This window comes from Streptomyces tsukubensis (genome assembly GCF_003932715.1).
Classification (GTDB): Bacteria; Actinomycetota; Actinomycetes; order Streptomycetales; family Streptomycetaceae; genus Streptomyces; species Streptomyces tsukubensis.
Genome location: NZ_CP020700.1, coordinates 7,726,527 through 7,751,192 on the forward strand (window position 1 = coordinate 7,726,527; position 24,666 = coordinate 7,751,192).

The following is a 24,666-nucleotide window of genomic DNA, read 5'->3' on the forward strand; positions in this document are numbered from 1 at the left end:
CATGTGTGGCATCGCAGGCACCTACCGATGGCCGGACGGGAAGGCCGTGACCGACCGGCTCACCGACGTCCTCGCCCACCGCGGACCGGACGGGGCGGGCCGCTACAGCCACCCCCTCGGTGACGCCGAAGTGCACCTGGGGCACCGCCGGCTGGCCATCATCGACCTCTCGGAGACCGGCGCCCAGCCGATGGTCTCGAACGGTCTCGCCCTGACGTACAACGGCGAGCTGTACAACGCGCCCGAACTCCGTGCCGAGCTGACGGCCGCCGGGGTGCGCTTCCGCGGCACCTCCGACACCGAAGTGCTGCTGGAGGCCTGGCGGCGCTGGGGCACCGACTGCCTGCCCCGGCTGCGCGGCATGTTCGCCTTCGCCGTCTTCGACGAGCGGACCGGCGATCTGGTGCTCGCCCGCGACCAGCTCGGCATCAAACCCCTGTTCCTGCTCCGGCGCGGCACGGGCCTGGTCTTCGCCTCCGAACTCAAGGCGCTCGCCGCCGTGACCGGCGGAACCCTGGAGGTGGACCACGCCGCGCTGGTGGCGTCGCTGCTCTACTACTGGGTGCCGGACTCGCGCTGCGCCTACCGCGAGGCGGAGAAGCTGCCCCCCGGGAGCTGGCTCCGGGCCCGGGCCGACGGCCGGGTGGAGCGCGGCCGGTTCTGGAACCTCCGGGACGTCGCCGCCGAGGGCCGCGAGCAGGCCCGCAGCGGCGAACTGCCCGATCTGGCGGCCGTCGTCGAGGAGTCCAACCGGCGGCATCTGCTCTCCGACGTCCCGGTGGCGACGTTCCTCTCCGGCGGTCTGGACTCCAGCTATCTGACCGCGCTGGCCGCCCGCCACCGGCCCGGGATCTCCGCCTACACCATCGGGTTCCGCGCCGAGGACGCCAAGTTCGAGGCGATGCCGGACGATCTCCGCTACGCCCGGCAGGTGGCCGAGCGGTTCGGCGTCGACCTCCACGAGATAGAGATCGCCCCGCGCGTGCTCGACCTGCTGCCGCAGATGACGTACCACCTGGACGAGCCGATCGGTGACCCCGCGGCGATCAACACCTTCCTGATCTGCTCGGCCGCCCGGGACGCCGGGGTGAAGGTGATGCTCTCGGGCATGGGCGCCGACGAACTGTTCGCCGGGTACCGCAAGCATCTGGCCAATCTGCTCGCCCTGCGCTACCAGCGCATCCCGCGGCCCCTGCGGCGCGGAGTGTTCCGGGCCGTGGACCGGCTGCCGGTCGCCACGTCCCGCCGGGGCTACCGGTCGGTGCGCTTCGCCAAGCGGTTCCTCTCCTTCGCGGAACTGCCGGAGGAGACCGCGTTCCGGCGCAGCTACACCATGTACGACCGGGGCGAGTTGCTGGACCTGGTCGATCCGGACCTGGCCGGGACGGTCGACGACGTGCTGACCGAGCACGCGGACGTCTACCACGACAACGATCTCGACGATTTCGTCAACCGGATGTGCCTCACCGACGCCCGGATGTTCCTGCCGGGCCTGAACCTCGCCTACACGGACCGGTCGAGCATGGCCGCCTCCACGGAGGTACGGGTGCCGTACGTCGACGTCGAAGTGGTCAAGGCGGCGTTCGCGGTACCCGGCCACCGCAAGATCGCCGGACGGCAGGGCAAGGCCGCCCTCAAGGAGGCGGCTGCCTCGGTGCTGCCCCGGGAGATCGTGTACCGGCCGAAGGGCCTGTTCAGCGCCCCGCTGCGGGCCTGGATGAGCCGGGATCTGGCACCGCTGGTCCGCGAGGTGGTGAACGACGGAGTGCTGGTCCGCTCCGGATTCCTGCGCCGCGACGCGCTGGCGCGGCTCGTCGCCGAGGACGCCGCCGGGCAGCGGGACTACTCCAAGCATCTGTGGCACGTACTGACCCTTGAGTACTGGTATCGCGGCGCGACCTCTGGCTCCGGCCAGAACCAAGCGGCCTGACGGCGTAGAAATCAAGAGGAGCTCCGGTGAAACAGGTTGTGCAGAACTACAAGAGCGGCGAGCTGGCGCTGCTCGACGTGCCGGTGCCGGGGTGCAAGCCGGGCGGTGTGCTGGTACGGAGCGCCTACTCGCTGATCTCCACCGGGACCGAGCTGATGAAGGTGTCCGAGGCCGGCATGTCGATGCTGGGCAAGGCCCGCTCCCGGCCGGACCAGGTGGCCAAGGTCGTGCAGAGCGTGGCCACCAACGGGGTGGGCGCGACCTACCGCAAGGTGATGGGCAAGCTGGACTCCTGGACTCCGCTGGGCTATTCGCTGTGCGGGGTGGTCGAGCAGGTCGGCACCGGGATCGACGATGTCGCGGTCGGTGATCTGGTGGCGTGCGCAGGTAACGAGCACGCCCTGCACGCCGAGCTGAACTGGGTGCCGCGGAACCTCTACACGCCCGTGCCGGACGGTCTGGAACCGCGGCACGCGGCCTTCGGCACCGTCGGTTCGATCGCGCTGCAGGGCGTCCGCCGCGGCGAGCCGCAGCTCGGAGAGGTGGCGCTGGTCATCGGCCTCGGGCTGATCGGGCAGCTCGTGGTGCAGCTGCTGACCGCATCGGGAGTCCGTGTCGTCGGGGTCGACCCCGACCCGGTGCGTTGTGACCTCGCGGTCCGTCTGGGCGCCGTGACCTGCGGCGATCCCGCTTCGGCTGCGGTGACGAGCTCCGTCGCCGAACTCACCGGCGGGCACGGCGTGGACCAGGTCTATCTGGCCGCCGGAGGCAGCAGCAACGAGCCCGTCGAGCTGGCCGTCCGGCTGAGCCGGGACCGTGGCCGGGTCGTGGACATCGGCAAGTGCCGTCTGGACCTGCCGTGGAACGCGTACTACATGAAGGAGCTCGACGTCCGGTTCTCCCGCTCCTACGGTCCCGGGCGTTACGACCCGGAGTACGAGCTGGAGGGGCGGGACTATCCGATCGGCTACGTCCGCTGGACCGAGCGCCGCAATCTGGCCTGCTTCCTCGACCTGGCCGCCCGTGGGCGGGTCGATGTGGAGCCCCTGGTCTCCCGGATCGCGGACTTCGACGACGCCGTCGAGACGTACCGGAACCTGAAGGACGGCGAGCTGAAGGCCGTGGCCGTACTGTTCCGCTACCCGGAGCAGAAAACCGGACCCGCGGCCGGGGAGGAGGCAGGGGAGGAGTCCGGGCAGGGTTCGGCGGAGGGCGCCCCGGAGCTGACCGTGCCCGCGGTACGGCGCGGCGGGGGAGGTGCCGCACCGGCCCGGTCCGCCGGGGCACCCGTACGGCTGGCGTTCATCGGTGCGGGAAACTACGCGACGTCGATGCTGCTGCCGCACCTGGCCCGCCGCGACGGCGTCGAACTGGCCAAGGTCGTCACCACCACGGCGCTGTCCGCGGCCAACGCCCAGCGCAAGTTCGGCTTCCGCGAGGCGACCACCGATCTCGACGCCGTACTCGGAGACCCGTCCGTCGACGCGGTGTTCGTGGTCACCCGGCACAGCTCGCACGCCGAACTGACCCGCAGAGCCCTGCTGGCGGGCAAGACGGTCTTCGTGGAGAAGCCGCTGGCGCTCACCGAGGACGAACTGGCCGCTGTGCTCGCCGCGGTCGAGGAGTCCGGCAACGACCGGCTCCAGGTGGGCTTCAACCGCCGTTTCGCCCCCCTGGTCCAGGAGGCCGGGAAGCAGTTCGGCCCCCGCACCGGCCCGGCGAACCTCCGCTACCTGGTCAACGCGGGACGGCTGGACCAGGGCAGCTGGTACCTCCGGCAGGACTCCGAGGGCTCGCGGTTCGCCGGCGAGGGCGGGCACTTCATCGACACGGCGAGCCGGCTGCTCGGCGCCGACCCGGTCTCCGTGTACGCGGTTGCAGCACCCAACGAGGACCTCCAGGTCGTGCTCCGCTACCCGGGCGGCTCCACCGCCACCATCAGCTATGTCACCAGCGGCCCGGCCGGTTTCCCCAAGGAGACCCTGGACCTGGTCGCCGACGGCCGTGCGCTGCGGCTCGACGACTTCGTCCGCGCCTCGGTGTACGGCCGCAAGCGGTGGGTCAGCTCCCGGCTGCCCAAGGCCCGGGACAAGGGCCAGCGCGCCGAGCTGGACGCCTTCCTGGAGGCCGTACGGACCGGCGGACCGATGCCGATACCCCTGGAGTCGCTGGTCGCGACCACCGCGGCCACCCTCGCCGTACGGGTCAGCCTGGCCGGCGGTGCACCGGTGACGCTGGCGAGGGCCCGATGACCATGAGCGCGGGCTGGTATCTGCGGCGGCTCTCCCGGATGGGCCCGGCGGAGGTCGGCGGCCGGGTGGGCGACGCGCTGCGCAGAAGGCGGTGGCGTTCGGCGCCGCCCGCGTCCCCGCGCCCGGCCGCCGCCCGGTTCACCTCCGTACTGCCCGCCGGGACGATCGCCGCCGTACCGCCGGACGCCGCGAAACGCCTCGTCGCCGAGGCGGACCGGCTGATGGCCGGGCACGCCGAGTTCTTCGGCGTGGACCGCGGAGATATGGCCGACCCGGACTGGTGGCACGATCCCAAGACCGGGCGGCGGGCCCCCGACGGCTACGCCTTCGACGTGCCCTACCGCGACGAGGAAGCCGTCGGGGACATCAAGCAGATCTGGGAGCCGTCCCGGCACCAGTACCTCACCGTGCTCGCCGCCGCCTACGCGATCACCGGGAACGAACAGTACGCCGAGCGGGTGGCCGGACATCTGCGGTCGTGGTGGGCGACCAACCCGCCGCTGCGCGGAGTGCACTGGATCAGCGGTATCGAGCTGGGGATCCGGCTGCTCTCCTGGGTGTGGATCCGGCGGCTCCTCGACGACTGGCCCGGCGCGGGCGGACTGTTCGAGGGCAACCCGGTCGCCCTCCACCAGATCTGGCACCACCAGCGCTGGCTGGCCGCCTTCCCCAGCCGGGGGTCCTCGGCGAACAACCACATCGTCGCCGAGGCGGCCGGGCAGGCCGCCGCGGCCTGCGCGTTCGGCTGGTTCCCCGAATCGGCGCGCTGGCGGGACGGGGCACTGCGGTCGCTGGAACGGCACCTGCGGAGCAACACCTTCGGCTCCGGTCTCAACCGCGAACTGGCCACCGAGTACCACGGACTGGTACTGGAGCTCGGTCTGGCGGCGGTGGCCGAGGCGGACGCCGCCGGTGTGCCGGTCCCCGACCCCGTCCGGCTGGTGCTGATGCGGATGACCGACGCGCTCGCGGCCGTCGTGGACAGCCGGCTGCGGCCGCCGCGCCAGGGCGACGCGGACGACGGCCACGGTCTGGTCGTGGACGGCGCGGGCACCGACCGCTGGGCCTCGCTGCTGGCCACCGGGGAGGCCGTGTTCGGCCGGCTCGACTGGTGGCCCGCGATCACCGGCACCGATGTACGCACCCCGCTGCTGGCCGCGCTCGTCCGGCCCGCGGCACCGGCCGTGACCCGCCCGGAGAGCCGCCCGGACCACTTCGCGGACGCGGGCCTGACGATCCTGCGCGGCCCGGGGGAGACGGGGGAGATCTGGTGCCGCTGCGACGGCGGCCCGCACGGCTTCCTCTCCATCGCCGCGCACGCCCACGCCGACGCCCTGTCCGTGGAGGTCCGGCACGACGGGGTCGACGTGCTCGCGGACCCGGGGACGTACTGCTACCACGGGCAGCCGGAGTGGCGGCAGTACTTCCGGTCGACCCTCGGCCACAACACCCTGGAGCTGGACGGCGGTGACCAGTCCGTATCCGGCGGCCCCTTCCTGTGGACCCGGCACGCCCGCAGCCGCGTCCTGAGCGTCAACACGGCGGACACGGCGGACACGGCGGACACGGCGGACACGGCGGACACGGCGGACACGGCGGATACGGTCCGCTGGTGCGCCGAACACGACGGCTACCAGGACTCCGTGCACCGCCGCCGGGTGGAGCTGAGCCCCGGGAGCGGGGAGCTGCGCATGGTCGACGAGGTACGCGGCCCGCGCCGGGCCGCCCGTCTGGCGTTCCACCTCGGGCCGTCGATCGCCGCGGACCTGGTGGGGAACCGGGCGGTGCTCACCTGGACCCGGGACGGCGAGGACCGGTCCGCGGTGCTCGACCTGCCGGGGCAGCTGTCCTGGCGGGCGCACCGCGGCGAGACCGGTCCGCCGCTCGGCTGGTACTCCGCCGGCTTCGGGCGCAAGGAATCCGCCACCACGCTGGTCGGCACCGGCTTCGCCGACGGCGCCGGGTCGCCGGGGGAGTTCACCACCGTGCTCAGGTTCGGCGGCCGGGGAGGCGCGCGGGGATGAGGGGGACGTTATCGGGGGCGGGGGCCCGCGGTGCCCGGATGCGGGCCGCCGCCGGGCTGCGGGGCGGCCACGGCACCGCCGTACCCGGCGACCGTACGGCAGGGTTACGGACCCGGGCCCCGCGGCCGTACGGCCGGAACGACCGGCCCGCACACGGCATAGCGCAGGCCGGTGGTTGAGGTGGAGGGGGACGACCTGCGGCACGGCGGGCCGCCGGGCGGAGCGGACCCGGCGGACATCCGGCCCGGCACCGCACCGCGCCCGGCCGCTACCCCGAAGGCGGTCGGCATCGTCTGGGGACTGCTGATCCTCAACACCCTCGGCTCCTCGGGGGCGAAGACCATCCTCCCGCTGCCCCGCTCCCTGATCCAGATGGTCACCATGGGCGCCCTGGGCGCCGCGTTCACGCTGGCGCTCGCCCTCAACCTCCGGCTCCGCATCCGGCCCAGCGCCTTCGTGTTCCTGCTCACCCTGCTGCTGGTGCCGAGCGTGATCTCCAGCCTGCAGCTGGAGTCCGGGTTCGGCGCGCTGTTCCGCTGCACCCGGCTGGCGCTCTTCGCGGGCACACTGTGGCTGCTCACCCGCTGGTGGGACGGCGGTCTGACCTTCGTCCGCTACCACATCCGCATCTACTTCGCGGTGCTCGGTACCGTCGTCGCCGGTCTGATCGTCTCCCCGGGCGCGGCCATGCCCGAGCTGTACGGCGGGCGGCTGGTCGGCGCCCTGTGGCCGCTCACCCCGCCGCAGATCGGGCAGTACACCGCGGTCATCACCGGGCTCACCGTGCTGCTGGTCCTGGGCCGCAGGACCGACCGGGCCGGTGCGGCGCTGGTCATCGTGCCGTCGCTGGTCCTGCTCGCCCTGACCCATACCCGCACCGCCACGCTGGGCATGCTCATCGGGCTGACGCTGGCCATCGGTTCCCTCGTCCTGACCAGCGCCGCCGCCCGCCGGTTCTTCACCTGGTCGGTGCTGTGCGCCACCGTGGCCGCGGTGGGCTTCGCCTCCGCCCTGCGGGCCTGGTTCCTGCGCGGGCAGAGTCAGGAGAACTTCACCAGCCTCACCGGCCGGGCCAACGTCTGGGACGCCCTGCTGGCGGCACCCAGGACGACCACCCAGAAGCTCTTCGGCACGGGCCTGAGCGACAAATCGTTCGGCGGGCTCCCGATCGACAACAGCTGGCTGGCCGTCTACCACGAACAGGGGCTGATGGGGCTCACCCTGGTGGGGGCGATCATCATCGCGCTCGGCGGTGTCGCGCTGCTCCGGCCGCCGTCGCTGCCGAGAGCCTGCGCGATCTTCCTCATCAGCTATGTGGCGATCTCCTCGTACACCGAGGCCGGACTCGGCGACGCCTCGGCGTATCTGCTGCATCTGGCCCTGGCCGCCTCGCTGCTCGCGGCACCCGCCGGGACCGCGCCCCTCGAAGCCGCCGAAGTCCCCCGCCGACAAAGCCGCATCCCCCGATGGGCCCGGAGGTGAACTGACCATGCACATCCTCGTGGTGCACAACCGCTACTCCTCGGCCCAGCCGAGCGGTGAGAACCAGGTCGTCGACCAGGAGGTGGGGCTGCTGCGCGCGGCCGGCCACCGGGTCGAGCTGTTCGAGCGGCGCAGCGACGACATCGCCGCCCGGTCCCTGCCGGGGAAGGCCGCGGTGCCGCTGCTGGTGCCGTGGAATCCGGCGGTACGCAGGGAGCTGGCCGCCCGGCTCCGTACCGACCGGCCCGATGTGGTGCACATCCACAACGTCTTCCCGCTGCTGTCGCCCGCGGTGCTCGCCGCCTGCGCCGACGCCGGGGTTCCCGCCGTCGCCACGCTGCACAACTACACCCAGGTCTGCCCGCCCGGCACCCTGCACCGGAACGGCCGAATGTGCACCGAGTGCGTCGGCTCGCCACTGTCCCTGCCCGCGGTCCGGCACGGCTGCTACCGCAACTCCCGGGCGGCGACGGTGCCGCTCGCCCTCAGCCTCGCGGTCAACCGGCGGCGGTGGTGGTCCGGTGTGGAGCGGTTCTTCTGCATCTCCGCGGCACAGCGCGATCTCCTGGTCCGGTCCGGCATGCCCCCCGAGCGGCTCGTGGTGAAGCACAACTTCGTGCCCGACCCGGGCGCCCGCCGGTCCGGGCCCGGCGAGCAGCTGCTCTTCCTCGGCCGGCTCGCGGACACCAAGGGCGTCCGGCTGCTGATGGCCGCGTGGGACGCGCTCGCCGCGGACGGCGGGGTGGGGGTACCGCTCGTGCTGGCCGGAGCGGGACCCCTGGAAGGGGAGGTGACGGACTGGGCGGCGGGCCGGGACGACGTCCGGTACGCCGGCCTCTACGACCCGGCGCAGTGCCGCGAGGCCGTCGCCCGGTCCGTTGCCGTGGTGGCCCCTTCGATGTCCCTGGAGACCTTCGGACTGGTCGTCGCCGAGGCGATGGCGGCCGAGGTTCCGGCCGTCGCCGCCGGTCACGGAGCCTTCGTCGAACTCGTCGACGACGGCGTGACCGGGCTGCTGCACCAACCGGGCGACCAGGAGTCGCTCATGTCCTGCCTGCGCCGGATCACGGCCGATCCGGCCCGCAACCGGGAGCTGGGCAGGGCGGCCAGACGCCGCTACGAGCAGGACTTCAGCCCGGACGTCGGGCTGAAACGCCTGGAGCACGAGTACCGGTCCGCGATCGCGGACCGGTCCGGCGGCGGGGAAGGCCCGCCGCCGGAGAACGGAACCACAGGCTCGCGCGGGGGCACCCGCGCAAGCCGGGATGGGGGCAGTAGATGACACGTTGCCGACTCTGCGGCTCGACGGCGACGGCCAGCGTCGTCGACCTGGGGGCGACCCCGCCGTGCGAGAGCTTCCTCGCCGCGGACCAACTGGACCAACCGGAGCCCGCCTACCCGCTGCACCTGCGGGTCTGCACCGACTGCTGGCTCGCACAGATCCCGCCGCTGATCACCCCGGAGGAGACGTTCACGCAGTACGCGTACTTCTCCTCCTACTCGACCTCCTGGGTGGAGCACGCCCGCACCTTCGTCGAGGGGGCCGTACAGCGGCTGGGACTCGGCCCCGACTCATTCGTGACCGAGGTCGCCAGCAACGACGGCTACCTGCTGAAACACCTGGTGGACCGAGGGATCCGCTGCCTCGGCATCGAACCGTCGGTGAACGTCGGCGCCGCCGCGCGCGACGCCGGTGTGCCCACGCTCACCGCGTTCCTCACCCCGGACACCGGCACCGCAGTCCGCGCCGAGCACGGCCCGGCGGACCTCGTCGTCGCCAACAACGTGTACGCGCACATTCCCGACGTCGTCGGCTTCACCCGGGGCCTGCGCTCCCTGGTCGCCGACGACGGCTGGGTCTCCATCGAGGTCCAGCATCTGCTGACCCTCATCGAACAGAACCAGTACGACACGATCTACCACGAGCACTTCCAGTACTACACGGTCGCCTCCGCCGGGCGGGCGCTGGAGAGCGGCGGACTCGCCCTCGTCGACGTCGAACTCCTCCCCACCCACGGCGGCTCCATCCGGCTGTGGGCCCGGCCCGCCGAAGCGGCCGCTGAGCCGACCCGGGCGGTCGCCGACGTCCTGGCCCGGGAGAAGGCCGCCGGACTGCAGGAGCTCTCCGGATACACCGAGTTCTCCGCCCGTGTCGCCAAGGTCCGCCGGGACCTCCTGCGGTTCCTCGTGGAGGCGGCGGAACGCGGCGAGACGGTCGTCGGCTACGGCGCCCCCGGCAAGGGCAACACCCTGCTCAACCACTGCGGCATCCGGCCCGACCTGCTCCCGTACACCGTCGACCGCAACCCGTACAAGCACGGCAGGTTCACCCCCGGCACCCGTATCCCGATCCTGCCGCCCGAACAGATCGCCACCGACCGGCCGGACTATGTGCTCGTCCTCCCCTGGAACCTGCGGGACGAACTCGTCGAGCAACTGTCCTATGTGCACGAATGGGGCGGCCGCCTGGTCTTCCCCATCCCGGAACTGTCCATAGTCGAGGTCACTTCATGAAGGTCGTACTGTTCTGCGGCGGCTACGGGCTGCGGATGCGCAACGGCACGTCCGACGACGTGCCCAAGCCGATGGCGATGGTCGGCCCGCGCCCCCTGATCTGGCACGTCATGCGCTACTACGCCCACTTCGGGCACACCGACTTCATCCTCTGCCTCGGCTACGGGGCCCACCACATCAAGGACTTCTTCCTCAACTACGAGGAGACGACGTCCAACGACTTCGTCCTCAGCAACGGGCGGACCGAACTCCTCTCCACCGATATCGCCTCCTGGCGGATCACCTTCGTGCAGACCGGCATCGAATCACCGATCGGTGAGCGGCTGCGCCGGGTCCGGCACCACCTCGACGGCGACGAGATGTTCCTCGCCAACTACGCCGACGTCCTCTCCGACGCCCCGCTGCCCGAGATGATCGACCGGTTCTCCCGGCGCGACGCCGGAGCGTCGATGATGGTCGTACCGCCCCAGTCCTCCTTCCACTGCGTGGACCTGGGCGAGGACGGTCTGGTGGGCGGCATCACCCCGGTCAGCGAACTCCCGCTCTGGGAGAACGGCGGCTACTTCGTACTCCGCCAGGAGGTCTTCGACCACATCCCGGAGAACGGGGACCTGGTCGCCGACGGCTGCGCCGGCCTCGCCAAAGAGGGACGGCTCGTGGCACACCAGCACCGCGGCTTCTGGAAGCCGACCGACACCGTCAAGGAACGGGCCGTGCTGGACGCCTCCTACGCCCGGGGCGACCGCCCGTGGGCCGTATGGGAGCACGACAGCAGGGACGCCGTCCCGGTGAGGACCGCATGATCCGGCTCAGGGGCGAACGCCTCGACCGGATCGTCGCGGTGGGCGCGCACTGCGACGACATCGCCATCGGCGCCGGCGGCACCCTGCTGACGATCTGCCTCGCCCGGCCCGGCATCCGCGTCGACGCACTGGTGCTCTCCGGCGGCGGCAGCGAACGGGAGCAGGAGGAACGGGCCGCACTCGCCGCCTTCTGCCCCGGCGCCGATCTGCGGCCGACCGTACTCAAACTGCCGGACGGCCGGATGCCCGCCCACTGGGACGAGGCCAAGGCCGCCGTCGAGGAGCTGCGCGAGCGGACCGAACCGGACCTCGTCCTGGCCCCGCGCACCGACGACGCCCACCAGGACCACCGGGGCCTGGCGAAGCTGATGACCACCGCCTTCCGCGACCATCTCGTCCTCGGCTACGAAATCGTCAAATGGGACGGCGACCTCGGCCGCCCTTCCGCCTACCAGCCGCTGACACCCGAAACAGCGGAACGGAAGGTACGGCTCCTGCAGGAGCACTACCCCTCCCAACGCCACCGGCCCTGGTACGACCGGGAGGCCTTCCTCGGTCTCGCGCGGATCCGCGGAATCGAATGCCACGCGCGCTACGCCGAAGCCTTCGCCGCCACCAAACTCACTCTCGACCTGGGGGAATGAACCTTGCGCGTGCTGCTGACCGGACACCAGGGCTACCTGGGCACCGTGATGGCCCCGGCCCTTGCGGCCGCCGGCCACGAGGTCACCGGACTGGACGCCGGACTGTTCGCCGACTGCGTACTGGGCCCGCCGCCCGCCGACCCGCCCGGGCACCGGGTGGACCTGCGCGACCTCACGGCCGAACACGTCGCCGGAGTGGACGCCGTGATCCATCTGGCCGCGCTCTCCAACGACCCGCTGGGAGCCCTCGCACCGGACCTCACCTACGACATCAACCACCACGCGTCCGTGCGGCTCGCCCGGCTGGCCCGCGACGCCGGAGTCCGCCGCTTCCTGTACGCGTCGACCTGCTCGGTCTACGGGGCCGCAGGCGGCGACGAGCTGGTGTCCGAGGACGCCCCGCTGCGCCCGGTGACACCGTACGCGGAGTCCAAGGTACGGGTGGAGGACGATCTGCACGCCCTGGCCGACGGCGACTTCAGCCCGGTCTACCTGCGCAACGCCACCGCCTTCGGCTACTCGCCCCGGCTCCGCGCCGACATCGTGCTCAACAACCTGGTCGGCCACGCCCTCCTCTCCGGCGAGGTGCTCGTCCTCTCCGACGGCACCCCCTGGCGGCCGCTGGTACATGCCGCCGACATCGCACAGGCCTTCACCGCCGCGCTGACCGCACCCCGGGAGGCGGTGCACGACCGGGCGTTCAACATCGGCAGCGAGACCAACAACGTCACGGTCGCAGAGATCGCCGGACAGGTCGCTGAAGCGGTGTCCGGTTCACGGGTCGTGATCACCGGGGAGACCGGTGCCGACCCGCGGTCGTACCGGGTGGACTTCTCCCGGTTCCGTACCGCGGTGCCCGGCTTCGACTGCGAGTGGTCCGTGAAACGGGGCGCCGTCGAACTCGTCGACGCCTACCGGGAACACGGGCTGACCCGGGAGGACTTCGAACGGCGCTTCACCCGGCTCGCCGTGCTGCGCGCCGCGTCCGACGCCGGTGCCGTCGACGACACCCTGCGGTGGCGCCGGTGACCGCGGCCACGGCCGGCGAGCAGATGCACGCACTGGTGGAGCGGCTCTACCCGCTCTGCCGGAGCATCACCGGCGACGGGGTGCGCGCCACCCTCGACATCGTCGGAGAGTACGTTCCGCTCCAGGTCCACGAGGTGCCGACCGGGACCCAGGTGCTCGACTGGACCGTGCCGCAGGAGTGGAACATCCGCGACGCGTACATCGCCGATGCCACCGGACGCCGCGTCGTCGACTTCGCCGCGTCCAGCCTGCACGTCCTCGGCTACAGCGTGCCCGTAGCGGCGACCATGCCGCTGGCGGAGCTGCGCGGACGGCTGCACACCCTGCCGGACCACCCGACCTGGGTGCCGTACCGCACCAGCTACTACAAGCCCGACTGGGGGTTCTGCCTGGCCCAGGAGACCCTGGACGGCCTGCCGGACGGCGACTACGAGGTCCGTATCGACTCCACCCTCACCGACGGCCACCTCACCTACGCCGAACACGTCGTCCCCGGGCAGGTCCCCGACGAGGTGCTCGTCTCCTGCCATGTCTGCCACCCGTCGCTGGCCAACGACAACCTGGCCGGTATCGCGGTGGCGGTGTTCCTGGCCCGGGCGCTGGCGGAGAAAACCCCGTACTACACCTACCGGTTCCTCTTCGCGCCCGGCACCATCGGCGCGATCACCTGGCTGGCCCGGAACGCGGAGCGGGTCGGCGGACCATCCGCCGCTCCCGGGAGGCCGGGGGAGGAGCCGGGAGCCGGGGGACAGATCAGACACGGGCTGGTGCTGGCCTGCGCAGGGGACCGCGGCCGGCTGACGTACAAACAGAGCAGACGCGGCGACGCCGAGATCGACCGGGTGATGCGGTACGTCCTCACCTCGTCCGAACGCCCGCACCGCATCAACGAGTTCACCCCGTACGGATACGACGAGCGGCAGTTCTGCTCACCCGGGTTCGATCTCGGCGTGGGCTCCCTCAGCCGCACCCCCTACGCGGGCTACCCCGAGTACCACACCTCGGCGGACAACCCGGACTTCGTGTCCCCGGAGGCGATGGCCGACACCCTCGCGGTCTGCCGCGAGGCCTTCGCCGTACTGGACGGGAACCGGCGGTACGTCAACCTCAGCCCGTACGGCGAACCACAGCTGGGGCGGCGCGGGCTGTACGACGCGCTGGGAGGCCGCAGCGATACGAAGGAAGCCCAGCTGGCGATGCTCTGGGTGCTCAGCCTCTCCGACGGCGAGCACGGTCTGCTGGACATCGCCGACCGGTCCGGGCTGCCGTTCGACACCGTCGCCGTCGCGGCCGGCGCCCTCCACGGCGCCGGACTGATCAAGGGGTGACGCCGATGACCACCGGGAAGGAGAAGACGACCGCCCGGGCGGCACCCACCGGGCGGGCCGTCGCGGGCCGGCTGTCCTGGGGACTGGCCGACCAGGCGGTCTGCAGCATGACCAACTTCGCGGTGGGCATCTGGGTGGCACGGTCGCTGGGGCTCGCCGCCTTCGGCGTGTTCAGCCTGGCCTGGGTCACCTACGGCGTGGTGCTCAGCGTCTCCCGAGGGCTGTCCACCGACCCGCTGGTGGTCCGCTTCAGCGGGGTGCCTGCCGAAACCTGGCGCCCGGCGGCCGCCCGCGCGACGGGCACCGCACTCGGTGTCGGCGCCGCCGTCGGCACGGTCGCCCTGGTGGTCGGGTCGGCGGTGGGCGGCCGCGTCGGATCCGCGTTCGCCGCCCTCGGCGTCGTCCTGCCCGCGCTGCTGCTGCAGGACGCCTGGCGGTTCTCCTTCTTCGCCGCCGGGACCGGCCGGAAGGCCTTCGTCAACGATCTGCTGGGCGGTCTCGCGCTCGTCCCGGCCATGTTCGTCGCCGCCCGGGCGGGCAGCGTCGCCGCCTACGTAATCGCCTGGGGCGCGGCCGCCGCGGTGGCCGCCGGATACGGCTGCATCCAGTCCGGGATCCGGCCCCGGCCGGCCGGAGCGCGCGACTGGCTCCGCGAGCAGCGCGACCTCGGCTACCGCTATCTCGTCGAGAACGTCGGAGTCAGCGGGGCCGCCCAGCTCCGGGCCTACGGACTCGGCGCGATCGTCGGCGTCAGCGCGGTCGGCGTGATCCGGGGCGCCGAGCTTCTCCTCGGACCCTTCCTCGCCGTGCTGATGGGACTGTCGATGGTCACCGTCGCCGAGGCGGCACGGGTCCTGCGCCGGGCCCCGCACCGGCTCCGCACCTTCTGCCTGCTGCTCGGCGCGGGACAGGCCGTCGCCGCCCTGCTCTGGGGCGCGGCCCTGCTCCTGGTGCCGGACCGGGCCGGTGAATTCGTCCTCGGCGGCGTCTGGCACTCCGCTTCGGAGCTCATCGTGCCCGCCACCCTCGGCGTCGCCGGGGCCGGCCTCGGCGTCGGCGCGATGGTCGGGCTGCGCGCCCTCGCCGCCGCCCGGCGCAGCCTCCGCTGCCAGCTCTTTGCCTCCGTCTGCTACGTCGGCGGCGGGCTCGGCGGCGCGGCCCTGGCCGGTACGGCCGGCTCCGCCTGGGGCGTCGCCGCGGCGACGCTGAGCAGCTCCGCCGTGTGGTGGCTGCAACTGCGGCCCGCCCTGCGCGAGCACCACCGGAACACCATCAGTGAAGTAGTGAAGTAGTGAAGTGAGGACGTCATGACTGCCCTGCCCCGCTCACCCCGGCTGAGCATCGGCCTGCCCGTCTACAACGGCGAGGAGTACCTCGCCGAGGCCTTCGACGCCCTCCTCGGCCAGACCTACGAGGACTTCGAAATCGTCGTCTCCGACAACGCCTCGACCGACGGCACCCGCGATATCTGCCGCCGCTACGCCGCACAGGACTCCCGTATCCGCTATATCCGGCTGCCCCGGAACATCGGCGCAGCCCCCAACCACAACTACGTGTTCACCGAATGCCGCAGCGAACTGTTCAAATGGGCCTCGCACGACGACCTCTACGCCCGCGACCTGCTGCGGCGCTGCGTCGATGCCCTGGACGAGCGGCCGGACACCATCCTCGCCCACGCCGACCAGGCGGTCATCGACGCCGAAGGCCGGGTGAAGGTGCCGTACGAGTACGGGCTCGCCACCGCGTCGCCGCACGCGCCGGAACGCTTCCGCAGCATGCTCTTCGAACCCGGCGGCGACGACTTCTACGGGGTGATGCGGGCCGAGGTGCTGCGCCGCGTCACACCGCACGACAGCTACCACCACGCGGACCGCACCTTCGTCGCCGAGATCGGCCTCAACGGGCCCTTCCACCAGGTGCCGGAGCTGCTGTACTTCCGCCGCGACCACCCCACCCGCGCCGAACGGGCCAACCCGGGCAAACGCTCCCGGTGCATCAACCTGGACCCGCGCCGCGCCGGGCTGCTGCACCCCACGCCCCGGCTGCTCGCCGAGTACGTCTGGGGATTCGTCGCGGCGATCCGGCGGGCGCCCCTCTCCCCGGCCGACCGGCGCGCCTGCTACCGCCATCTGGCGTCCTGGGCCGCCAGCCGGGCCCGGCCCGGCGCGGGCGAACGCGTCGAGGACCGGGCCCCGGTCGACCCGGCCCGGCTCACCGTCTCCGTCGACGCCCTGGTCGCCGGACGCGAAGGCAGGCAGGCGTGAAGCCCGCGGACGGAACCCCCGTGCGCGTCGGCGTGTTCGGCCTGCTCGGCTCCGGAAACCTCGGCAACGACGGATCGCTGGAGGCCGTCCTCGGCTACCTCCGCGCCCGGCACCCCGACGCGGCCGTCGACGCCCTGTGCGGCGGGCCCGAGACCGTCACCGCACGGTACGGAATCCCCGCGACACGACTCCACTGGTACCGCGGGGAGTACCGGACCGCGTCACGTGCGGGCTCCGTCGCCGCCAAGGGCCTCGGCAAACTCGTCGACGTCTTCCGCACCGCCGCCTGGGTCCGCCGCCACGACGTGGTGATCGTGCCCGGCATGGGCGTCCTGGAGGCCACCCTGCCGCTGCGGCCCTGGGGCTTCCCGTACTCCCTGTTCCTCCTCTGCGCGGCCGGCCGGCTGACCGGCACCCCCACCGCGCTGGTCAGCGTCGGCGCCGCCCCGATCGGCAGCCGGTCCACCCGGGCCCTGGTCCGCTGGGCGGCCCGGCTGGCCGCCTACCGCTCCTACCGGGACACCGAATCCCGCGACGCGATGCGGGCGATGGGCGTCGACACCGCGCACGACGAGGTCTACCCGGACCTCGCGTTCGCCCTGCCCGCGCCGCGGGCCGAAACAGCCCCCGAACCGTCCGGGCCGCCCGGCCCGGTCTGCGTCGGCGTCATGGCCTTCCACGGCGGCAACGACGACCGGGCCCGCGCCGACGAGATCCACCGGCGCTACCTCGACGGGACGATCCGCTTCGTCCGGGCACTGGCCGATGACGGCAGACCGGTCCGGCTGCTCACCGGCGACGCCGTCGACGCGCCGGTGGTCGCCGCCGTCCTCGACGCGGTGGACTCACCGCTGGTCACCGCCGCCGACGCGGCCTCGCTTGCCGACCTGATGAAGGAGACGGCGGCCGCCGGAGCCGTCGTCGCGACCCGCTACCACAATCTGATCTGTGCCCTGAAGGCCGGCACCCCGACGCTCGCCGTCAGCTACGCGGCCAAGAGCGACGCGCTGATGGCCGGGATGGGCGTCGGCGCCTACTGCCATCCGGCCCGCGAGGTCGACGCAGACCGGCTGCTCGAACAGTTCCGGACGCTGGAACGGGAAGCGGCGGAGGTACGGCGGACCCTCGCCGAACGGAACCTGGCCGCCGCCCGCCGCCTGGAACAGCAGTTCACCACCCTGACCGCGGCCCTCTTCCCGGCCCACGGCCACCACCACGCACACGCCCTGCGGGAGACCCCATGAAAGCGACCGGAATCCCGGCGATCGACGGCGCCTACCTCTTCGAACCGGTGCCGTACGCCGACGAGCGCGGCTTCTTCTGCCGCACCTTCGACGCCGAAGTGGCCCGCTCGGTGGGCCTCGACCCCGACGCCTTCGTCCAGGACAGCGTGTCCCGTTCGGTCCGGGGCGTGCTCCGCGGACTGCATCTGCGCTCCGGGGCAGGTGAGGCCAAGCTGGTGCGCTGCTCGTACGGCAAGGTCTTCGACGCCGTCGTCGACCTGCGGCCGGACTCCCCGACCTACCTCGCCCGGGCCTTCTTCGAACTGTCCGGCGCAACACAGACGACCCTGTACATCCCGGCGGGCTGCGCCCACGGCTTCCAGGCGCTGACCGAAACCGCCGACGTCTCGTACCGCATCGACCGTCCGCACGATCCGGCCGAGGACGTCACCATCGCCTTCGACGATCCGGAGCTGGCCATTCCGTGGCCGCTGCCTGCCGTGTCCGTATCCCGGCGGGACCGGGAGGCACCAAGCCTCGCCGAGGTCCTCAAGCAGCGAGAGAACTGAGGCCGTCGTGGACACCGAAGAATTCCGGCTGCCCCGGTCGCAGCAGGCGAACGAGCGGCTGCACGCCCTGATCCCCGGGGGCGCCCACACCTACGCCAAGGGCGACGACCAGTACCCCGAGAACCTGGCCCCGGTCATCAGCCACGGCCGCGGCGCCCACGTCTGGGACGTCGACGGCAACCGCTACCTCGAATACGGCTCCGGCCTGCGGTCGGTCAGCCTCGGCCACGCACACCCCCGCGTGGTCGAAGCCGCGCGGCGGGAAATCGACCGCGGCAGCAACTTCGTCCGGCCGTCCGTCCTGGAGGTCGAGGCCGCGGAACGATTCCTGGCCACCGTGCCGACCGCCGACATGGTGAAGTTCGCGAAGAACGGCTCCGACGTCACCACCGCCGCCGTACGCCTCGCCCGCGCCGCCACCGGGCGCCCGCGGGTGGCCATCTGCGGCGACCACCCCTTCTACTCCACCGACGACTGGTTCATCGGCACCACCCCCATGTCCGCAGGCATCCCCGCGGCGATCACCGACCTCACCCTGACGTTCCCCTACGGCGATCTGGCCGCCACCGAGGAACTGCTCACCCGCCACCGGGGCGAGGTGGCCTGTCTGATCCTCGAACCCGCCACCCACACCGAACCCCCGCCCGGATACCTCGCCGGGCTTCGCGAACTGGCCGACCGGCACGGCTGTCTCCTGGTCTTCGACGAGATGATCACCGGCCTTCGCTGGTCCGAGGCCGGAGCCCAGGGCCTGTACGGCGTCGTCCCCGACCTCTCCACCTTCGGCAAGGCCCTGGGCAACGGGTTCGCCGTCTCCGCGCTCGCCGGGCGCCGCGACCTGATGGAGTTGGGCGGGCTGCGCCACACCGCCGACCGGGTGTTCCTGCTGTCCACCACGCACGGCGCGGAAACGCACTCGCTGGCCGCCGCGACGGCCGTCCTCACCACCTACACCGAGGAGGGCATCACCGCACGGCTGCACGCCATCGGTGAACGGCTCGCGGCCGGTGTCCGCGCCGCCGCGGCAGGCATGGGGGTCGGCGACCACATCGTCGTACGCGGCCGGGCCAGCAATCTGGTCTTCGCCACCCTCGACGAGAACCGGCAGCCGTCGCAGGAGTACCGCACGCTGTTTCTGCGCCGACTGCTCGCGGGCGGGGTGCTCGCCCCCTCGTTCGTGGTGAGCAGCGCGCTCACCGACACCGATATCGACCGTACCGTCGACGCGGTGGCCCAGGCCTGCGCCGTCTACCGCAAGGCCCTGGACGCCGCCGACCCCACACCGTGGCTGGGTGGCCGGGCGGTGAAGCCCGTGTTCCGCCGCCGGTCATGACGGTACGTCAGCGCTGCTCCCGGCGGCCCGCAGGGTCAGGGCCGCCGGTGACTTCGGCGGCCATGACACCGCGCTCGGTACCGGCGAACCGGTCCACCAGCCATGCGGTCGCCGGTATCACCGCCAGCGCGGTGCCCCAGCCGCCGAGGGTGTCGGTCGGATAGTGCGCGTTCAGAGCGACCTGGGCCCAGCCCATGGCGGCACCGGCGACCAGCGCCGCGGCGAGCACCAGCAGGGTCCCGGCCGTCCTGCCCAGGCCGAACCGGCCCGCCGCGAGCAGCGCCACCATGACGGCGAAGGCCGTGAGGAAGGCCGTGTGCCCGCTCGGATAGGAGAGGAACTCGCCGTTGATGGTGCGTCCCACCAGGGGCTTGAGCAGCTTGGTCGTCGCCACGGTCAGAGCCGTGCCGACGACGAGGAGCACCGCCGCGCGCAGATGCCGCAGCAGCAGACAGCCCGTCACGGCGGCCACGACCAGGATCGCCGCTCCGGCCGGCTCCGCGAGGAAGTCCACGGCCAGGGCGGCGTACCGCCACGGCGGCCGCACACCGCCGACCGCCGACACGATCCGCTCGTCGATCGCGCCGGGCCGGTCGCGGTCGGCGTACAGGAACCCGAGCACGGCGACCAGCCACGCGCCGAAGGCGGCGACCGGACCGAGCGCCGTACGCAGCGGCGGCGGCACCGCGGGCGCCGGTCGGCCGGTCGGTCGGATGGGTGGTCGGCTGCCTTCGCCGGGTCCGCTGCGGCGGTCCGGCTCCACGGGACGCCGTCCGGCCCCGTCACCCGGCACGGTCCGCGGCCTCTGCCGATTCCCTGTCAACGAGCCCCACCTCTCGTCATATCCCGAAGGGGCCCGGCGGGGGAGCGGCCCGATTCTTCGGCCGCGGCTCGCCGGTCCGTTCAGAACCGCGGAGCGAATTCACCGTCCCGCTGCGCGGCTGCGTCCGCGATCCTATGCTGAAACCGACGCTTTACACGACCTGGGGGGTCCGGAAAATGAATGCAGCAACCAGGGGGACATCGGTTTTGAAGTCGGGGGTCAAGCGGCTTTTAGGACGTACGGGATTCGACATCGTACGCAGCACCAACAACCGCGGTGGCGTAGACGACTTCATTCCGTTCGAGGCGACGATGAGGGCTGCGAAGGCGGCCGGTCTGTCGGTCGGCGACCATATCGACGCGGTCATGAACGGCACGCCGGGCGCCACCCAGTCCACCATTGACCAACTGCGCACACTCGGCGTCTACGCCGCGAAGCCCGAAACGGTACTGGAGATCGGCCCCGGATCCGGACGGTATCTGGAGAAGACACTGAAGGAGTGTTCACCGGAGCGGTACGAGATCTACGAAACGGCGGCGCCCTGGGCCGGCTATCTGGTGGAAACCTTCGGTGTGATCGCCCGGCCGACCGCAGGGTCCAGCCTCGCCCCGACACCCGACGGCAGTATCGACCTCGTCCAGGCCCATAAGGTCTTCAACACCGTCACTTTTCTCTGCGCCGCCCGCTATTTCTTCGAGATGGCACGAGTGGTGCGCCCCGGTGGCCGGATCGTCTTCGATGTGATGACGGAGACCTGTCTGGATCCGGCCACGGTCCGTACCTGGGCGACGGAGGGCGGCCCGGGGCACGACTCCTATCCGGCAGCCATGCCCCGGGGGACCTGCGTGGACCTCTTCGCGACCTTCGGCTGCACCCTGGAAGCGAGCTTCGTGGCACCCATGGGCGTCGCTTCCACGGAGGTGCTCGTCTTCGTCAAGGAGAAATGACCCGCGCGGACTTCGGCACTGTTCAGGACTTCCGCGGGGTGCGGGCACCGTCGAGGAAGGCGGCGAGCCCGGTGGCGAAATCCATGGAGGAGGGGACGAACAATACGGTCTCGTCATGGGCCACATAGACCTTGCCGCCACCGCGGACCGGCTGCACGACGCATACTCCCGCGCCGTTCGGCAGGACGACGACGTCCGGTTCCGGTCCCCGCGCGTCCGTGCCGAGAACGGCCTTGCCGATCCCGGCCAGATACTCCTTGCGGCTCATGGGCGCTTTCGGGAGCGCCGCGGCGGTGCTGTCCAACCCGGGAGGGAGCGGAGGAGCCACCTCCGTTACGACGGGTGCGAGTTCGGGGGCCCGGCAGGTGCAGTCGTGCACCGGCCGGGCCCGCGGGCCGTCCGCGCTCCGCTCGGGAAAGCAGAGGATCTCTCCGCTGTCGCGGTGGAACTGCCCGGGGCACGGTGGTCCGCCCGCCGCCGGCCGGCCGCATACGAGGCCCCGCCCGCAGTGGGCGCACCGCAGCTCCCCGCCCTGCTCCTGTGCCGTTGTCACAGTGCCCCCTCACCTTCCGCTGATTCCGCGGGCGGCGAGTATCTCCCATTTGCCCGGTGCGGCCAGGGTGCCGTCGTCCACGGCCACGACCCGCTTCAGACCGGGCAGCAGGGCGAGGTCGTCCAGGGAGCGGACGTCGAAGAGTCCGTCCTCGCCGTCCCAGGCCGGTGCGCAGTGCCGGTAGATCTCCAGACCGGCGTCGAAGCAGAGCGAATCGACCCCGGCGAGCAGCTCCTCGCTGATCTCCAGCGCCTCGAAGTAGGCACGTGACTCGTCGAGGACGTCCTCGTCGAGCTCGTTCTCCAGGACGTACACCGCGGGGATGTCGATTCCCCGCGCCTGCATGCGCTCGTCGAGATCGAAGGCAGGGGTGAGGGTCTTCCGCCGGTACATGAGCTCGTCGACGACGACGAGTTTGAAGTTGAAGTCGTGGAATTCGGCCATGCGGCAGGAGTATCACGTACGGGAAGGGCCCTTGAAGCGGGAGGACGGGCCGCGGTTCCTCCCCGTACCGGCTGCCGCGCTCACCGGGTGTCGCGCGCCCGCAGACGGCGCAGCATGCGCGGGTCCTCGAAGCCGACGGCACGGGCCGCGGCGTCGACCGTGGTGCCGTGGCCGATCAGGTATTCGGCGCGCTCCAGCCGGAGGGCCTGCTGGTAGCGGAGCGGGGTGAGGCCGCCGGTGGCGCGGGTGAAGAGACGGGTGAGGGTGCGTTCGCTGACACCGACCGCCGTTGCGAGGGCGGGCAGCGGCATGGGCCGGTCGAAGCGGGCGTCCAGGAGGTCCTGGGCGCGGTGGACGGTGTCGTCGAGGTGGGACCGGTAGCGGAGCATGGCGCTGGCCTGCGGCTCGCCGCCGTTGCGCCGTGCGTAGACGACCATGTCCTGGGCGACGTGGGCGGCGGCGGTGGGGCCGTGCCGGCCGGCGAGGAGATGCAGGGCGAGGTCGATGCCGCTGGCCACGCCCGCCGAGGTGACCACGCGGTCGTCGGTGGTGAAGAGGGTGTCGCGGACGACGGTCGCCTTCGGGTAGCGGCGGGCGAGTTCGTCCTGCACGTCGTGGTGGGTGGTGCAGCGCCGGCCGTCGAGCAGTCCGGCCCGGCCCAGGAGGTCGGCCCCGGCGCAGACTCCGGCCACGGTTCCGCCGCGGTCGTGGTGGTCCCGCAGCAGCCGCAGGGTGTCCTGGCCGACGGCGGGGCTCGCGGCCAGGGTGCGGCACCGCCAGCCGGGCACCACGATCAGGTCCCGCGGACCGAGTTCCGGCGGGTCGAGCCGGGCCGTCAGCGGCAGTCCCTGGGCGGTGGGGACCGTCGTGCGTTCGGCGACGTAGCTCAGTTCGTAGGGGTACCCGGAATCGGCTGCCGTGGAGAAGACCTGGGCGGGACCCGCCAGGTCCAGCAGATGGAGTCCGGGCACCAGGAAGAAGACGATGTGGTTCACGATCCGGTCATCGTGCCCCCTGCAGGGCGGCCTCTTCCAGTTCCGCGACGGTGGCGATGGTGGCGAAGCGTCCGGCGAGGGCGTACTCGGTCCGCCGGATGACCTCTTCGGCGCTCAGGGTACGGGGGTCGGAGAGCAGCTCGTCGACGCCCAGGTCGGCGGGGGCGTCCCGGTGGGCGACGGGGTTGGTGGCGGTGGCGTCGATCGCGAAGACGACCCGGTAGCCGAGGTCGCTCGCGACCCGGGCGGTGGTCTCCACGCACTGTTCGGTGCGGATACCGCAGACGGTGATCTCACGGACGCCGTGCCCGGTGAGGACCTGCTGGAGGTTGGTGGTGGTGAAGGCGTTGTGGGAGGTCTTGTGGATCAGGGGCTCGTCGTCCCGGCGCTCCAGTTCGGCCATCAGCCGGACCTGACCGCTCGCCGGGTCGAAGACGCCGCCGCTGCCGGGCTCCGAGTGCAGCACCCACACGACCAGGTCCCCGGCCGCCCGGGCGAGCCGCACCAGCCGGTCCACCCGGTCCGCGATCCGCGGATCGGAGATGGTCTTCCACAGCGGCCGGGCGCGGAAGGATTCCTGGACGTCGATGACGATCAGTGCTCGGGTCATGCCGTTCAGCCTGGCCGTTCCCCCCGGGGCGGGGACAGGCCCCATCGGGTCCGGGTGCGGACCGATCCGGTCAGGGGCCGGACCCGGCCGCTTCCGGGGTTTCCGGTCCGGCGAGCCGTCGGGGCCGGTTGCCGTCAGGCTTCCGGGTGCCGTGCCGCCGGTGCCCTTACTCCGCTGCCTTGCGGCGGTCCCCTCACCCATTCGGGTCTATCGTTGCTTTGAGGGGGACACCACAAGGAGCGACCATGATCATTCTGGGGCTCATTCTACTGATCATCGGGCTGATTACGAGTCTGAACATCCTCTGGACCATCGGGATCGTGCTCATCGCCATCGGCATCGTGCTCTGGGTGCTCGGCGCCCTGGGGCACGCGGTGGGCGGCCGTCGGCACTACTGGTAGCGGACCTCTTCACGGCGCCCCGCGCGGCGCATACGACGGGCGCCCGGCGCCCGCCGTGCCGGATCCCCGTGTCCCCCGGCGGACGCGGGGATCCGGACATTCCGGAGGGCGGCGCGGTCCGCGCCTCTACCCGCGAGCCCCGGGAGCCCGTACCGTACGTCTGTTCACGGCCTCGGACCCGGTGACCTGTCTCGCCTTCGGCGGCCGTTTCCGGCGTGCGCGCGCGCCCGTCGGGAGGGCCCGGTACGGGCCCGGCCCGCGGTTCGCCGCCGCCGGGCCGCCCGGCCCTGGAACCGAAGGTGTCGAGAACCACTCTTGACCAGCGGAACGCACTCCAGTACTTCGATAACATGATCGACCTTACAAAGGTCGCCCTGTTCACCCGTTCGCCATCGGAAAGCATGCCTATTCGGAGCGAAAGGTGACCTGTTCCGTCAAAATCGAACAAATCGGCTAGAGACTTGATACGAATAACCTCTCAGGCGTCTTCGCGAGCAG

General features: G+C 71.9%; 22 protein-coding genes. 17 read left to right on the top strand and 5 right to left on the bottom strand.

All coding sequences use genetic code 11. The annotated features are described in order from the left end of the window. Position 1 precedes the first annotated feature (1 nt). From asnB to B7R87_RS31855, 15 genes are all read left to right on the top strand, one after another. On the top strand, positions 2–1,930 hold the full coding sequence (asnB, locus tag B7R87_RS31785; RefSeq protein WP_006344867.1) for an asparagine synthase (glutamine-hydrolyzing): 1,929 nt from the start codon (positions 2–4) through the stop codon (positions 1,928–1,930). A 26-nt stretch (positions 1,931–1,956) separates the two neighbouring features. After that, positions 1,957–4,182, top strand: a complete 2,226-nt coding sequence (locus tag B7R87_RS31790) for a bi-domain-containing oxidoreductase (protein ID WP_187144513.1) — start codon at positions 1,957–1,959, stop codon at positions 4,180–4,182. Beyond that, on the top strand, positions 4,179–6,206 hold the full coding sequence (locus B7R87_RS31795; RefSeq protein ID WP_006344865.1) for an alginate lyase family protein: 2,028 nt from the start codon (positions 4,179–4,181) through the stop codon (positions 6,204–6,206). Before B7R87_RS31790 ends, B7R87_RS31795 begins: the two co-directional genes overlap by 4 nt. A 180-nt stretch (positions 6,207–6,386) precedes the next feature. Continuing rightward, positions 6,387–7,688 carry a hypothetical protein gene (locus B7R87_RS31800; protein ID WP_006344864.1) on the top strand — a complete coding sequence of 434 codons (1,302 nt, stop codon included), beginning with the start codon at positions 6,387–6,389 and terminating at the stop codon, positions 7,686–7,688. A 7-nt stretch (positions 7,689–7,695) separates the two neighbouring features. Further along, positions 7,696–8,970: a glycosyltransferase family 4 protein gene (locus B7R87_RS31805; protein ID WP_006344863.1), complete on the top strand. Its 1,275-nt coding sequence runs from the start codon at positions 7,696–7,698 to the stop codon at positions 8,968–8,970. After that, positions 8,967–10,202 carry a class I SAM-dependent methyltransferase gene (locus B7R87_RS31810; RefSeq protein WP_006344862.1) on the top strand — a complete coding sequence of 412 codons (1,236 nt, stop codon included), beginning with the start codon at positions 8,967–8,969 and terminating at the stop codon, positions 10,200–10,202. Before B7R87_RS31805 ends, B7R87_RS31810 begins: the two co-directional genes overlap by 4 nt. Then, positions 10,199–11,005, top strand: coding sequence for a glycosyltransferase family protein (locus B7R87_RS31815; RefSeq protein ID WP_006344861.1), 807 nt, complete (start codon positions 10,199–10,201; stop codon positions 11,003–11,005). Before B7R87_RS31810 ends, B7R87_RS31815 begins: the two co-directional genes overlap by 4 nt. After that, positions 11,002–11,649 carry a PIG-L deacetylase family protein gene (locus B7R87_RS31820; protein ID WP_006344860.1) on the top strand — a complete coding sequence of 216 codons (648 nt, stop codon included), beginning with the start codon at positions 11,002–11,004 and terminating at the stop codon, positions 11,647–11,649. Before B7R87_RS31815 ends, B7R87_RS31820 begins: the two co-directional genes overlap by 4 nt. Before the next feature lie 3 nt (positions 11,650–11,652). Next, complete coding sequence (locus B7R87_RS31825; protein WP_006344859.1) at positions 11,653–12,678, top strand: NAD-dependent epimerase/dehydratase family protein; 1,026 nt, start codon at positions 11,653–11,655, stop codon at positions 12,676–12,678. Continuing rightward, positions 12,666–14,006 (top strand): DUF4910 domain-containing protein, encoded by a 1,341-nt coding sequence (locus B7R87_RS31830; RefSeq protein ID WP_006344858.1) that lies wholly within the window; start codon positions 12,666–12,668, stop codon positions 14,004–14,006. The genes B7R87_RS31825 and B7R87_RS31830 overlap by 13 nt, the downstream gene beginning before the upstream one ends. A 5-nt stretch (positions 14,007–14,011) precedes the next feature. Next, the gene (locus B7R87_RS31835; RefSeq protein WP_006344857.1) at positions 14,012–15,298 is read left to right on the top strand and encodes an MATE family efflux transporter; all 1,287 of its coding nucleotides are present in this window, start codon (positions 14,012–14,014) and stop codon (positions 15,296–15,298) included. A 24-nt stretch (positions 15,299–15,322) separates the two neighbouring features. Next, complete coding sequence (locus tag B7R87_RS31840) at positions 15,323–16,270, top strand: glycosyltransferase family 2 protein (RefSeq protein ID WP_391118206.1); 948 nt, start codon at positions 15,323–15,325, stop codon at positions 16,268–16,270. After that, a complete protein-coding gene (locus tag B7R87_RS31845; RefSeq protein WP_006344855.1) occupies positions 16,267–17,514 on the top strand; it encodes a polysaccharide pyruvyl transferase family protein in 1,248 nt (415 codons plus the stop codon). Before B7R87_RS31840 ends, B7R87_RS31845 begins: the two co-directional genes overlap by 4 nt. Continuing rightward, on the top strand, positions 17,511–18,062 hold the full coding sequence (locus tag B7R87_RS31850; protein ID WP_006344854.1) for a dTDP-4-dehydrorhamnose 3,5-epimerase family protein: 552 nt from the start codon (positions 17,511–17,513) through the stop codon (positions 18,060–18,062). The genes B7R87_RS31845 and B7R87_RS31850 overlap by 4 nt, the downstream gene beginning before the upstream one ends. Positions 18,063–18,069: 7 nt before the next feature. After that, positions 18,070–19,395, top strand: coding sequence for a glutamate-1-semialdehyde 2,1-aminomutase (locus tag B7R87_RS31855; protein ID WP_006344853.1), 1,326 nt, complete (start codon positions 18,070–18,072; stop codon positions 19,393–19,395). Positions 19,396–19,402: 7 nt separating this feature from the next. Here the strand turns inward: B7R87_RS31855 and B7R87_RS31860 are convergent, their stop codons facing one another. Then, entirely contained in the window at positions 19,403–20,080 is a 678-nt protein-coding gene (locus tag B7R87_RS31860; RefSeq protein WP_233168981.1) for a phosphatase PAP2 family protein, read from the bottom strand. Between the two features lie 314 nt (positions 20,081–20,394). On the opposite strand from B7R87_RS31860, the gene B7R87_RS31865 reads away from it, so the two are divergent. Further along, a complete protein-coding gene (locus B7R87_RS31865) occupies positions 20,395–21,165 on the top strand; it encodes a methyltransferase domain-containing protein (protein ID WP_040912840.1) in 771 nt (256 codons plus the stop codon). Between the two features lie 22 nt (positions 21,166–21,187). Here B7R87_RS31865 and B7R87_RS31870 read toward each other — a convergent pair whose 3' ends face one another. From B7R87_RS31870 to B7R87_RS31885, 4 genes are all read right to left on the bottom strand, one after another. Further along, positions 21,188–21,469, bottom strand: coding sequence for a hypothetical protein (locus B7R87_RS31870; protein WP_006344850.1), 282 nt, complete (start codon positions 21,467–21,469; stop codon positions 21,188–21,190). A 258-nt stretch (positions 21,470–21,727) separates the two neighbouring features. Further along, positions 21,728–22,162, bottom strand: coding sequence for a DUF6892 domain-containing protein (locus tag B7R87_RS31875; RefSeq protein ID WP_006344849.1), 435 nt, complete (start codon positions 22,160–22,162; stop codon positions 21,728–21,730). An 80-nt stretch (positions 22,163–22,242) separates the two neighbouring features. Further along, positions 22,243–23,157 (bottom strand): GlxA family transcriptional regulator, encoded by a 915-nt coding sequence (locus tag B7R87_RS31880; RefSeq protein WP_006344848.1) that lies wholly within the window; start codon positions 23,155–23,157, stop codon positions 22,243–22,245. Between the two features lie 7 nt (positions 23,158–23,164). Next, complete coding sequence (locus B7R87_RS31885; protein ID WP_006344847.1) at positions 23,165–23,767, bottom strand: cysteine hydrolase family protein; 603 nt, start codon at positions 23,765–23,767, stop codon at positions 23,165–23,167. 245 nt (positions 23,768–24,012) lie between these two features. Between B7R87_RS31885 and B7R87_RS33275 the strand changes: the two genes are divergently transcribed. After that, on the top strand, positions 24,013–24,168 hold the full coding sequence (locus B7R87_RS33275; RefSeq protein WP_006344846.1) for a DUF6131 family protein: 156 nt from the start codon (positions 24,013–24,015) through the stop codon (positions 24,166–24,168). The last annotated feature ends 498 nt before the right edge of the window (positions 24,169–24,666 follow it).

Bases quoted from the DNA above. Each gene is read 5' to 3' on its own strand.
- B7R87_RS31850 (WP_006344854.1), top strand. From the start codon at position 17,511: ATGAAAGCGACCGGAATCCCGGCGATCGACGGCGCCTACCTCTTCGAA.
- B7R87_RS31815 (WP_006344861.1), top strand. From the start codon at position 10,199: ATGAAGGTCGTACTGTTCTGCGGCGGCTACGGGCTGCGGATGCGCAAC.
- B7R87_RS33275 (WP_006344846.1), top strand. From the start codon at position 24,013: ATGATCATTCTGGGGCTCATTCTACTGATCATCGGGCTGATTACGAGT.
- B7R87_RS31795 (WP_006344865.1), top strand. From the start codon at position 4,179: ATGACCATGAGCGCGGGCTGGTATCTGCGGCGGCTCTCCCGGATGGGC.
- B7R87_RS31875 (WP_006344849.1), bottom strand. From the start codon at position 22,162: ATGGCCGAATTCCACGACTTCAACTTCAAACTCGTCGTCGTCGACGAG.
- B7R87_RS31885 (WP_006344847.1), bottom strand. From the start codon at position 23,767: ATGACCCGAGCACTGATCGTCATCGACGTCCAGGAATCCTTCCGCGCC.
- B7R87_RS31865 (WP_040912840.1), top strand. From the start codon at position 20,395: ATGAATGCAGCAACCAGGGGGACATCGGTTTTGAAGTCGGGGGTCAAG.
- B7R87_RS31805 (WP_006344863.1), top strand. From the start codon at position 7,696: ATGCACATCCTCGTGGTGCACAACCGCTACTCCTCGGCCCAGCCGAGC.
- B7R87_RS31810 (WP_006344862.1), top strand. From the start codon at position 8,967: ATGACACGTTGCCGACTCTGCGGCTCGACGGCGACGGCCAGCGTCGTC.
- asnB (WP_006344867.1), top strand. From the start codon at position 2: ATGTGTGGCATCGCAGGCACCTACCGATGGCCGGACGGGAAGGCCGTG.
- B7R87_RS31820 (WP_006344860.1), top strand. From the start codon at position 11,002: ATGATCCGGCTCAGGGGCGAACGCCTCGACCGGATCGTCGCGGTGGGC.
- B7R87_RS31835 (WP_006344857.1), top strand. From the start codon at position 14,012: ATGACCACCGGGAAGGAGAAGACGACCGCCCGGGCGGCACCCACCGGG.